The organism is Streptomyces sp. MK37H (assembly GCF_018035285.1).
Lineage (GTDB): Bacteria > Actinomycetota > Actinomycetes > Streptomycetales > Streptomycetaceae > Streptomyces > Streptomyces endocoffeicus.
On the sequence record NZ_JAAAYH010000261.1, the window covers coordinates 1 to 12962 of the forward strand.

Below are 12962 nucleotides of genomic sequence, written 5' to 3' on the forward strand. Positions count from 1 at the left end.
CCGCAACGGATGCCTGATCAACCGCGGCGGTCTCGTCCACAGTGACGGCCGCGTCCGCAGCGGTGGCGGTATCCACGGCCGTGGCAAGGGCGGTGAGCGTGCTGTGTTCGTAGATGACCGTCGGCCTCGGCAGGGCACCCCCCGGCCGTTCCCCCTCGTAAGCCTTCTCCAGCCGCGCGAACACCTCCAGGACCAGGATGGAGTCGCCACCGAGCACGAAGAAGTCGTCCTCACGGCCGACCTCCGCGACACCCAGCACCTCGGACCAGATACGGGCCAAGGTGCGCTCGGTCGGTGTGGCCGCCGGGGTCCCCCGGGTCTGCGGCGAGCTCCCACCCGTTGCCGCTCCCGTGCCCGCGTCACCGGCCGGCGCGTCGAGTCGACGGCGATCCACCTTGCCCGTGCCCGTGAGTGGCAGCGCGCCCAGGAATCGGAATCGACTCGGGAGCATGTAGTCCGGCAGGGTGGCACGCAAGTGGGTGCGCAGCTGTGCTGGATCGGGTTCGGGGCCGCCCGGCAGGGGTTCCACGAAGGCGGTCAGTCGGCCGTCGCGGTGCAGTACGGCGACCTGGGCGACCCGGGGATGGGTCTGCAGTACCGCCTCGATCTCCCCCGGTTCGACCCGGTGGCCTCGGATCTTCACCTGGTCGTCGAGACGGCCGAGGAACTCCAGTACGCCGTCGGGGCGTTGGCGGACCCGATCGCCGCTGCGGTACCAGCGTTCGCCGTCGCGCTCGGTGAACGCCGCCGCCGTGAGCGCGGGGTCGCCGAGGTATCCCGGCGTCAGCCCCGTTCCGCCAATGAGGAGTTCACCGGGCTCGTCGGCAGCGCAGTGGCGCCCGTCCTCGGCCACCACCGCGACCTCGGTGCCGGAGATGGGACGGCCGATCGGCAGCCGCCGCACCTCATCTCCGGGGCGGGCCTCGATGAGGTGGCAGGTGGCGTTGACGGTGGTCTCCGTCGGCCCGTACAGGTTGGCGATGCGGTGGCCGGGCCCGAACAGGTCGTACCAGCGACGGACATGCGCGGCGGGCAGCGCCTCCCCGCCGACGTGGATCCAGCGCAGCGCCGACAGGTCGGGGCGGGGCTCGCCGCGCCGCACCCGGGTCTCGGCGGTGGTCAGCAGCCGTTCCCACAGCGTGGGCACCGAGCTCCATACGGTGATCCGATCCCGTACGACCCGGTCGAGCAACGCCTCGGGGTCGCGGACCAGATTCCGCGGCAGGGTGTGAACGGCGGCTCCGACCAGCAGCGGCGCCAGCAGTTGGCGTACGGACGCGTCGAAGCACACGGAGGCGGTCTGGGCCAGCCGGTCGCCCGCGCGGTAGCCGAAGGTGTCCACGGCCCAGTCCAGGTAGTTCATCATCGCCCGGTGGGTGATCGGTACGGCCTTGGGGCGGCCGGTGGAACCCGAGGTGAAGATGGTGTAGGCGACGGCGTCGGGGTCGGCAGGGACCGGGGTCGCGGTGCAGACCGGTGTGGGTGAAGCGTCGTCGATGGCCACCGTCGTCACGTCGTCGAGCGTGTCGGCCGTCGCTCGGGTGGCCTCGTGGCACACCACGTGCCGGGCCGTCGACCGATGGAGCTGGTCGGCCAGGCGCGCGGCGGGGTGGGTGGCATCCAGCGGCACCCACCCGGCCCCGGCCCGCAGGATGCCGACGACACCGACGACGGTGTCGACACCCGGCTCGGTCAGCAGGCCGATCAGATCCCCGGGGGCGACGCCTCGGGCGCGTAGCCGGTCGGCGAGTGCGGCGGAGGCCCGGTCGAGTGCGCCGTAGGTCATGGTGGCGTCGCCGGTTGCCACCGCGATCTGGTCGGCGGCCGCCCGGAATCGTGTCGAAAGGCGCTCAACGATCCCGCGCCCGGCTGCGGGCAGCGGGGTCGGTGCCGGTGTCGGTGCCGGTGTCGGTGTCGGTGTCGGTGTCGGTGTCGGTGTCGGTGCCGGAGTATCCCTTCGGGCAGGGGTGGTGACTTCGGCCAGCTCCGCCAATTCGGCTAGGTGATCGCGTGCCAGGCGCTCCACGGTGGTCCGGTTGAACAGCCGGGCCGGGAAGTTCCAGGAGAAGTGCAGGGCTCGTTCGCTCTCCCAACACAGCAGTCCCAGGCGCGTGGCGGCGGATGCGGTGCGCGCCGCGGCCGGGCGCACCGTCACCGGGCAGTCGGGGTCGGTCGTGACGGGGAAGCGGGCGAAACTGAACCCCGCCGGGGAGGCGGTACGCGGCCGGGACCCGGCGGCGGGCAGCAGCCGGGCGATGTCCACGCTGGTGAGCCGGGCGTGCCGCTCCGCGTCCAGCCAGATCGCGCGCAACCGCTGTGCCAGGGCGGGTACGGGCTCGTCCGGGTCGACGGCGGCCGGCAGCGGCAGGGTGTCGGCGAGCGGGCCGACCAGCCGGTCGAGACCGGCCAGCCGGAGTTCGCGACGGGCACGCGCCACGTTGACCGCGATGCCGCACTGCCCGCTCCACCGCGCCAGACAGCGCACGTACGCGGCCAGCAGCAGATGGAAGAGCGAAACGCCATGGGCGGCGGCGCACTTGCGCAGCGCGGCGGTGAGGTGGGGGTCGGTGGCCACCTGGTGTGCGGTGAGCGGCGCGGCGGGCGGCCCCTCCGGGTCGCCGTCCCACGGCAGGTCCAGGGGCGTGGGGTGGGCGTGGGCGTGGGCGTGGGCGGCGAGTGTGTCACGCCAGTACCGCCTGTCCTCGGCGAACTCCGGCGAGGACCGTTCCGCCTCGACGGCGGCGGCGTAGTCGGCGAAGCCCGCTTCCAGCGGTGGCAGCTCGGGTGAACGTCCGTGCGCGAGGGCGGTGTAGACCGACCACAGCTCCTCGCCGAGGACGTTGAGGCTGAATCCGTCCGCGGCGGCGTGGTGCAGTACGAGCAGCAGGTGGGCGAGGTCGGTGCGCTCCCGGACCAGCACCGCACGTACCGGTGCCTCGGTGGCCAGGTCGAAGGGGCGATTGCACAGCGCCTCCTCCAGGTCGGCCAGGGGGCCGTCGGCATGCCGGATCTCGTACCAGAAGGGCATGGTGTGCGGGTCCGGTGGCGCCACGTTTTGGGCGGGCGCCGTGCCGTCGGTCTCGATCCTGATGCGCAGCATCGGGTGGCGCTCGGCGAGGAGCGCGAGCGCCCGGCCGAGCAGACCGGCATCCAGGAGGCCGCTGATGGTCTGGCGCACGTACGCGTACGCGGTGACCTCGGGGTGCAGCCTGCCGCCCGTGTGGAAGGCCAGTTGGACGGGTGTGAGGGGAAGCGGGGTCCCGTTGCCGAACGCCGTCACACTGTCGTCGTCGGCGGGGCGCGGCGGGGGCGCGGGCTGCTCCGCCTCCACCTGGCCGGTCGACAGATGGGCGGCCAGCTCGCCGATCGTCCGGTACTCGAAGAACAGCGTGGGCGGCAGGGCCCGGCCCAGCTCCGACTCCAGCCTTCTGACGAGGTCCACGGCGGAGAGCGAGTCCAGTCCCATGGTCAGGAACTGCTCGTCGTCAGCGATCTCGGCGGGCGAGCGGTGCAGAGCCTCGGCAAGGAGGCGACGCAGAACACCGGTGATGTGCGCAGGGGTGGGGTCGGCCGTGCCGGTTGCGGTTGCGGAGGACTTGGACGCCGGTGCGGCGGCGGGGGACGCGGGTGCCGCGGACAACGACCGGGAGGTCTCCCACGCCACGGCGATCCCCGCTCCGGCGGCGATCCCCGCTCCGGCGGCGGTCCCTGCTGTGGCTGCCGTCGGCGCCGAGGCTGAGCTGGCCCCGGGCATGCCGGAGGCCAACGCGGCGGTCGCGGCCAAGTCGGGGCCCGGCGCGGTGGTCCCCTGCGTGCCGGTGGCCGACGCGGAAGTTCCGGACGTGCCGGCGGCGGAGGCGCCGGTCCCGGACACGTCCGTGGCGAAGGTGACACGCTCGGACCCGGAGGCGGCCGACACTGCGAACTCCGGGCCCAACCCGGCGGTCCCGGACATGGCGGCGCCGGACCCAGCGGTGGCTGCCTCGTCGAGTTCAGGACCGGCGGCGGCCGACACGGTGGTCCCCTGCGTGCCGGTGGGCCCGGCGGAACTTCCGCATGTGTCCGTGGCAGCGGCCGCGGGCTCGGACCCGATGGCGACCGACGCGGCAGTCCCCAGCCCGGCGGCGGCCGTCAGCTCGGCCACCACCAACTGCGCCGCGTCGATGCCGCATGCCGCGTGCAGTGCGGCGAGGCCCGTGCCCGTGGTCAGTGGGGCCACGCCACGGGTCGTGGCGGGGGCGGTTCGCGACGGGCTCCCGGCGGCCAGGCCGGTTTCGGCGAACGCGGCGAAGTTGAGCGATTGCCACGGGCGGCCGGCCGCTCGTTCGGAGGCCGCGAAGGCGTCGAGGAAGGCGTTGGCCGCGGCGTAGTCGCCGAGCGCACCGGCCAGGCCGGGCAGTACCGAGGTGACCGACGAGAAGGCCACGCACACCGCCGGACGGTGGCCGTGGCGCGACAGGGCCCGGGACAACAGGTGGCTGCCGCGCACCTTGGCGGCCATCACCTCGGTCATCTCCTCAGGCGACTTCGTCCGCAGCGTGCCGGGGCGCGCCACTCCTGCGGCGTGGAACACCCCGTCCAGCGGCGGCAGTTCCGCGATCAGGGCCTCGACATCCGCCCCGACGGACACATCCGCCACGCGGTACTCCGCCGTGGCGCCGAGCGCGTCGAGTTCGGCCATCAGGCTGCCCGGCGGACGGGCCGACCGGCCGGCGAGGATCAGGGTCGGCCGACCGCGTCCGGCCAGGTCGCGTGCGAGCTCGGCGCCGATCCCGCCCGTACCGCCGGTGATCAGGTAGGTGCCGTCGGGTGGCAGCGGCGAGGGCGAGGGCGGCGCGTCGGCCGCCACCGCCACGGGGGTACGGACCAGACGGCGGCCCGCCCGCCACGCCACCGCGCCGCCGCCCGGCGCATTCCGCCCGAGCACCTCCCGCTCCAGGGCGTCGAGCCGGGCGTCCAGGGAGTCGTACGAGGAAAGGTCGACGCCGTACGCGGTGAGGCCCGGGAACTCCTCCGGGAGCGCTAGCGCCAGGCCGGTGAGCAACGCCTGGGCGGGGCGCAGCCGTTCGGTGGTGGCGCCGGTGGCGTGCACGTCCTCGGTGACCGCCAGCAGTCGGCCACTGCCCTCGCTCATCGATGGGAGCAGGTCCCGGAGCGTGGTCAGTACGGTGTGGGTCGAGGCGACGAGGTCCGTCACGGTCGGGCACTCGGCGGCCGGTCCGGCGAGCCAGAGGGTGAGTTGCGCGGGTGGCTCGGCAAGGGAGGCGTCACCGTCCCGGCGGACCGTGATACCGCGCCGTTCCAGACGGTGGGCCAGCGCACGGGCCAGCTCCGAGTCCGGCCCGACCAGGTGGACGGTGTGCGGCGTGTCCGGCGTACCCGGTGTGTCTGGTATGTCTGGTGTGTCCCCGTCCGGCGCGGGAGGCGTCTCGCGCCAGGTGATGCGGTGCAGCGGCGCCGCGGCTGCGGGGCCGGGGGCGTGCTTCTGTCGGTGCTCGGGCCGGTGTTTGGGCAGACGGTCAGGTCGGTGCTCGTGTTGGTGCTCGGTCCGGTGCGCTGGGCCGTGTTCGGGCCCGTGCTCGTGTTGGTGCTCGGGATGACTCCCAGGCCCGCGCTCCAGTCGGCGATCGGGCCAACGCGCAGGTCCGTGCTCGTGTCGGTGCTCGGTCCGGTGTTCTGGCCCGTGTTCTGGCCGGTGTTCTGGCCCGTGTTCTGGCCGGTGTTCTGGCCAGCCTTCAGGTCGGCGCTCGGTCCGGTGCTCGTGTGGGTGCCCCGGGCGGCGCTCGGACCAGCCCTCAGGTCGATGCTCGGGCCACCGCTCAGGGCGATGCTCGTATCGCTGCTCGGCCCGGTGCTCGAGCCCGTGCTCGGCCCGACGCTCTGGTCCGTGGTCGGGCCAGTGGCTGCGGCGCTGGAACGGGTACGTCGGCACGGGCACACGCGGCCGCCCCTCGCCCAGTGCCGCGTGGTCCAGGTCCACCCCGCGCGTCCACAGTCTCCCCAGGGCGGTCAGCAGAGCCTGCCCGGCGTCGGCATCAGTGTCGGCGGCGGTGCCCGGCGCCGCCAGCGCGAACACCTCCGGCGACGGGTCGCGTCCGGCCGCCACGGCGCGGACCGGCCCCAGCAGGGTGGCGCCAGGCCCGAGCTCAACAAACGTGTCGTACCCGTCGTTCAGCAGACGCTCGACCGCGGCGCCGAAGCGCACCGGCCGCAGGGCGTGTTCGCGCCAGTGGGCCGGGTCCAGGGACGGCTGCCACTCGGCGGTCAGCGTGCTGAGCAGGGGGATCGAGGGCGGGAGCGGGGTCAGTTGGGTGGCCGCGGCGGTGAGTGGGTCGGCCACCGGGCGCATCGCCGGGGAGTGGAAGCCGTGGGATACGGGAAGTTCGCGGACCGTGATCCCGTCGGCGGCCAGCCGCCCGACGGCCCGGGCGACGGCATCCGGCACTCCGGCGATCACCACCTGCCCGGGGGCATTGACCGCGGCCACGCACAGCGCACCGGCCGACTCGGCCACCGCCTCGGCGACGGCGTCCTCACCGCCGCGTACGGCGGCCATGGCGCCCGGTGCGGCCAGTTCGCGCATCAGACGCCCCCGTTCGGAGGCGAACCGCACCGCCTCGGCCAATGTGAGCGACCCGGCGACGCAAGCGGCGGTGATCTCGCCGACGCTGTGCCCGGTGACGGCGTCCGGGGTCACGCCCCAGACGCGCAGCTGTCGGGCCAGCGCGACGCCGAATGCCACGAGCAGCGGCTGGGAGACCTCGGTGTGGGCCAGATCGGCGGGCGAGGCATCGGGGTCCAGGCACCACTGGGCCAGGGTGCGTCCGCGTACCTCGCCGACGAGCGCGGACGCCTCCTCCATCACACGGCGGAACTCCGGTGCGGTGCGGTACAGGGCGCGGCCAAGCCCCGGCCGCGCGGTGCCCTGGCCGGGCAGCAGGAACGCCAGCCGGGGCCGGGAGCGGGCCACGGCGGGAGTGGGGTGGGCTTCGAGGCGTTCGGCGAGGTCGCCACGGGACACCACTGCGAGGCGGTGGGGGCCGTGGTCACGGGCGGTGTTGACGGTGGCGCACACGTCGCCCTCGTCGAGCTCCGGGTGAGCCCGCAGATGGGCCGCGAGGTCACGGGCCGCGGCCACCATGGCGTCGGCGCCGCGCGCCGACAGAGTCAGCAGACGCGGACCGTCTTCGGCCCGTGAGCCGGCCTGGTCCGCTGGACCGGCCTCCGGGCCGTGGACCGGGCCGTGCTGGCCCCCTGGGGCGTCCCGGTCCACGGAACCGACCTCCGGGCCGTGGCTCGGACCGCCCTCGACGCCCAAGCCATCCTCGCCCAGGGCATCCGCCTCGCCCCGCCGGGCAGGAGCCGGCCGAGCCCCGCGACGTGGCGAACGCGGAGGCGCCTCCTCGAGGATGGCGTGTGCGTTGGTGCCGCCGAATCCGAAGGCGTTGATCCCGGCCATCAGCGGGCCGGGCGCCGTCCATGCGCGATGCCTGGTGACCACCTCGAAACCGGCCGTTCCATCGTCGGGGAGGGAGGCGATGGGTGGATCGTGGTGCAGCGAGGCGGGCAACTGGCGATGGCCCAGGGCCAGGACCACCTTGACCAGGCTTGGCATGGCGGCGGCGTTGAGCAGGTGGCCGAGGTTGGTCTTCACCGAGCCCAGCAGTCGGGGCTGCCCGTCGGCACGGGGCGGGAACGCCTGGGTGAGGGAGCGTAGTTCGACGGGGTCGCCGAGGGCGGTGCCGGTGCCGTGGGCCTCGATGTAGGACACGCTGCCGGGGTCGACGCCCGCGTCGCGGTACGCCTGGACGATGATCTCCCGCTGGGTGAGCGCGTTGGGGGCCAGCAGGCTCAGCGAACGACCGTCGTTGTTCACCGCGGTGCCACGCAGCAGGGCCAGGACCGGATCGTCCGCGCGGTGTGCGTCGTCCAGCCGGGCCAGCACGACCGCCGCGCCGCCCTCCCCGGGGACGAAGCCGTCGGCCGTGGCGCTGAAGGCGTGGCAGCGGCCGGTCGGCGAGAGTACGCCCGCCTGCTCCAGCAGACTGTGGCCGGTCGGGGCCAGCGCGAGGTTGACCCCGCCGACCACGGCGAGGTCGCACTCCCCCGCCTGCAGGCTGCGGCGCGCCAAGTGCAGCGCGACCAGCGCCGACGAGCAGGCGGTGTCGACGGCGAGGGCCGGGCCGGTCAGGTCCAGGCTCTGTGCCACGCGGGCGGCGACGAGGTTGGGGAGGTTGCCGACCAACGCGGCGGGAGGCAGCCCGCCGTCCGGGCCGGAGGCCCGGGACAGCAGTTCGCGGTAGCCGCTCTCCCCGGTCGCGGCGAACACGCCGATACGGCGGCCCGTCCGCCGCGAACCCGCGTAGCCCGCGCGCTCCAGGGCCTCGTGGGCCAGTTCGAGGAAGATCCGGGCCTGTGGGTCGGTCACGGCCGCCTCCTGGTCGTCCATGCCGAAGTACGTGGCGTCGAAGCGGGACAGATCGTCCAGGAAGGCGCCCCATCGGGCGGTGGCCTCCGGCCGGGGCGTCCAACGGGCGGCCGGTACGGGCCCGACGGCGTCGTGGCCGGCCACGAGCCGGTCCCAGAAGGCGTCCGGGGTGTCCGCACCGGGAAAGCGACAGGCCATGGAGACGACCGCGATCGCTCCCGGGTCGGTGTCGCCTGCGGTGTCGCGGGGCCGAGCGGCCTCCGGCGGCCCGCCGCGCCGCGCCGCCACCACGTGTTCGGTCAGCGCGGCCACCGTGTCACGGTCGCGCAGCACGGCCGGTGGCACCGTGACGCCGAAGGCGTCCTCCACCTCGGCGAGCACCTCCATCGCCTTCAACGACGAACCGCCTACGGCCAGAAACCGGTCATGCGGGCCGATGACGTCCTCGGGCACGCCCAGTACCCGCGCCCATATGCCGGTGACGCTCCGCGCAACCTCCCGCCGCGAGTCCAACGCCGCGGGGACGGCCCCAGCGGCCGCAGCCACACCCCCGTGCCCCCACCGCTCCTCCACCTCGGCATAGGCCCCCGCCTCATAGCGCTCGCGCATCGCACCTCGCCGCAGCTTGCCGCTTGTCGTTCGGGGGAACGCGCCCGGCGGCAGGGGCAGCACCCGTACGTCGTCGTGGGCCAGGGCCTGCCGGACCCGTGCCGCCACCTCTGCCAGTACGGTCGCCGCCGCGCTCGGCGGACTGGGGCGGCGTACGAACACCACCACCCGTTCCGTGCCGTCCGCCGGGTCGGTGGAGCCCACCACCGCGGCCAGGGGCGGTGTCGGCAGGCCGGGGGTGGCCGCCGCCACTTCCTCCAGGTCCGGCGCGTGGAAGGTGCGGCCGGATACGAAGAGCACGTCCTTGTGGCGGCCGGTGACGCACAGCCGGCCGTCGGCCAGGAAGCCCAGGTCGCCGGTGCGCAACCAGCCACCCACGTACGTGGCGGCGGTCGCCTCGGGGGCGTTGCGGTAGCCGCGGGCCACCTGGGGTCCGCGCACCTGGATGTGGCCCACCCGCCGGTCGTCCAGCGGCCGGTCCGCGTCGTCCACGATGCGCACCTCGCACCCGGGCACCGGCAGACCGACGTCCATCAGCTCCACGGCGTCCGGGCCCCGGGCGGTGTCCACCGCGTGGCCTCGGCTGAGAGCCACCCGGTCCAGCACACGCTCCACCGCCACCTCGTCCAGGGGCGGGAAGGTGACCGCCAAGGTGGCCTCGGCCAGGCCATAGACCGGCAGCGGTGCCCGCTCGTCGAGCCCGGACGTCCGCGCCTTCGCCACGAACCTCCGCCACACCGCGGGGGCGATCGGCTCGGCACCGACCAGGACCAATCGCACGGAGGTCAGATCGAGCCGGGTGAACACCTCATCCGGGATCCGCCGTACGGCCAGGGCCAGCGCGAAGTTGGCGGCGGACAGAAGTGTCGCCCGGTGGCGATCCGCCGTCTCCAGCCACAGCACCGGGCGCTTGGCGAACGACAACGGCTCCAGCCGCACCTGCTTGGCGCGCGCGGCGAGCGGGGCCAGGTGGGTGCCGATGAGTCCCATGTCGTGGAAGTACGGCATCCAGCTCGCCACCACATCGTCGGGTGTGATGGCCGCGGCGAGCCGCATCTGCTCCAGGTTGGCCAGCACGGCGGCATGCGTCAGCTCGACACCCTTCGGGGCTCCGGTGCTGCCCGAGGAGAACTGGACGAACGCCACATCGCCGGGCGTGACCTCCGGCAACCGGGCGGGCGGGCGACCCTGCCGCAACTCGTCCAGCCGCAACGGCTCAACGCCATCGGGCAGTTCACCCAACAGCGTCTCCGTGGCCGCGTCCACCGCCACCGGCGGGTGGCCGAGCGATTCCCACACCGGCGCCACCCGCCGGACATCGGACGCGAGCGGCACCGGGACGAGACCGGCCAGCAACGCACCCCAGAACAACACCTGGAAGTCATCGCCGCGGTCGGCGAGCAGCGGGACACAGGTGCCGGGTGCCACCCCGGCCGCGAGATAGCCACCGGCGACGCACAGCGCCTCGTCCCGCAGCTCCGCGAAGGTGACGGTCCGCTCGCCACCGTCGCCTCGGACATGCACCAGCACCTGGTCCGGGGCCGCGTCTGCCGCGCCCATCAAGACCTGCGGGAGCGCGGTCTCGCCATTCGGTCCGGTCATCAAGCTCCCCAACTCACTTGCCCTCTTGTAGAGGGAGGTGCGAACGGAGCGGCGGGTTCCAACCGGACGGCAATCCCTCACCTCTGCGGTGACCAATCGCTCACCTCAGCGTTGGCCCGGCCCTCACCTCAGCATTCGCACCAGGCCGTTCAGCGTTCACGCCCTTCACTCCCGGCCGCCGCCTCGGTGAGCCGGTCCACCACGGCCTGGTACACGTTGGTGAGTTCGCGGCTGCAGCGTCTGACCGGCGGTGTTGACGGCATTGGTGTCGGCGCCCGCGTCGAGCAGCGACCACAGGACGCTCCAGTGCTCCTCGCCTTCGATCCGGCGGGTGGTGGGGTGGGGACGGCCGGGGCCCGCGGCCGTGAACTGGGGTGCGTTGCCGAAGGCCGACTGGGCGCGCGGATCGGCGCCCGCCGCGAGCAACGCTTCGACGGTCGCGGCCGAACGCGCCGCGACGGCGTGGTGCGGGGGTGTGGCGCCGTACTCGTCGAGCGTGCCGACGTCAGCGCCCTCGCCGAGCGCGGCACGCAGCGCACCCACGTCCCCGGCGGCGCACGCCCGCAGCAGGGCGCGGCCGACCGGGTCGGGCGTACCGCGGGGCGGGAGCTCGAGGATGCCGAAGGCCACTTCCTGGTTCGGCGGTGCGGCGCTGGCCGGCATGACGAACCGTGCTCCGCGGAGCCGCGTCGCCACGCCGCCCGGATAGACGTCCTTCGCGAATTCCTCCGTCAGGAAGTCCATCGGGCCGAGGACACCACAGACCAGCTGGACGACGGAGCGCCGCCGCGGGTCCGTGGGTCCGACAGCCACGGGGCCGCCGGACCCACCGCGAGCGACCGGCGTCTCAGGCGAACACCGACAGCAGCAGGGCCATCGCCAGACCCAACACACTGACCAGGGTCTGCACGGCGGTCTGAGTCTTGGTGGCCTGGGTGAGGTCCATTCCGAACGACTCCTTCACCAGCCAGAACCCGGCGTGGTTGACGTAGTTGAGGCCGAGCGAACCGGCGCCGATCGCGACAACGAGCAGGGAAGCCTCCAGACCCCCGCCGTCGCCGATCAGCGGGGCCACGATGCCGGTGGCGGAGACGATGCCGACGGTGGCGGAACCCGTGGTCAGCGACAGCAGCAGGGCGATGAGCCAGCCCAGCAGGATCACATTGATGTGGGCGCCCTCGGCGGCCGACGCGATGGCATCACCGATGCCCGAGTCCTGAAGTACCTGCTTGAACGCTCCTCCCCCGCCGATGATGAGCAGGATGGCGGCGATGGACTTCAGGCTGTCGGTCAGGGAGGCACGGGTCTCCTCGCCCGAACGGCCGGAGTGGCCGGAGCGGCCGGCGCGGGCGGAGCCGACGAACGTCACCCCGAGGGCGAAGACGAAACCGGCGAGCATCGCCACCAGCGGTTCTCCGGCGAACACGAGCGCCGCGCCCAGCCCGCTCGACTCGTCCAGCACCGTCTCGGCCAGGGTGCGCAGCAGCATCAGGACGACGGGCACCAGTACGGCCGCCACGGCCAGCCCGGTGGGCACACCGGTCCGGCGGGGCACCTCCGCGCTCGCCTGCGCACCAGGCGCACCAGACGCTCCGGCTCCCGTCGTGGCGGCGGTCGGAGCGGGCTGACGCTCAGCCCCCGTGAACTGGGCCACCAGCTCGGCGTCCGGAGCCACATCGGGAAGCCGGGGCGCGATCCAGCGGGCGTAGACGGGCCCGGCCAGGATGACGGTGGGCACGGCGCAGACGATGCCGACGCCGAGGGTGAGGCCGAGGTCGGCGTGCAGCCCGGTCATGGCGGTCAGCGGGCCGGGGTGGGGCGGCAGCATGCCGTGCAGGGTGGACAGCGAGGCGATGGCGGGCACACCGAGGAGCACGTACGGGCTGCCCTTGGTGCCGCCGTGTTCCTCCATTCTGCGGGCGACGCTGAAGATCAACGGCAGTAGCACGATCAGGCCCACCTCGAAGAACATGGGCACACCGATGACGAACGCCGCGGCACCCACCAGCCAGGGCAGTCTGCGGGGCTCGGCGCGGGCGACGAGGGCGCGGGCGATGGCGTCGGTGGCGCCCGAGTCGGACAGCAGACGGCCGAGCATGGCGCCCAGGGCGAGGGTGACGCCCACGTCGCCGAGGGTGCCGCCGGCGCCCTCCTCGATGGATCCGGCGAGTTTCGCGGCGGGCTCCCCGGCCGCTATCCCCGTGCCCACGCTGACCAGGATCAGCGCGACGAACGGATGGACCCGCAGCCGTGAGTTGATGAGATAGATCAGTGCTGCGATCGCCACCGTGAGGATGAGCAGCAGCCACCAGGTGTGTGCGGT

The 12962-nt window shown here is 73.8% G+C and carries 3 protein-coding genes; all 3 read right to left on the reverse strand.

Features of this window, described 5'->3' with window-relative positions; all coding sequences use genetic code 11:
* The coding region (locus GWI24_RS45630) for a non-ribosomal peptide synthetase/type I polyketide synthase (protein WP_247617038.1) at window positions 1-10639 on the reverse strand (10639 nt) is incomplete at its 3' end.
* 165 nt (window positions 10640-10804) lie between these two features.
* Window positions 10805-11452, reverse strand: a complete 648-nt coding sequence (locus tag GWI24_RS29430; RefSeq protein WP_210948920.1) for an ankyrin repeat domain-containing protein — start codon at window positions 11450-11452, stop codon at window positions 10805-10807.
* A 34-nt stretch (window positions 11453-11486) separates the two neighbouring features.
* Window positions 11487-12962 (reverse strand): GntP family permease (locus tag GWI24_RS29435; RefSeq protein ID WP_247617039.1); only part of this gene is annotated, 1476 nt, incomplete at its 5' end.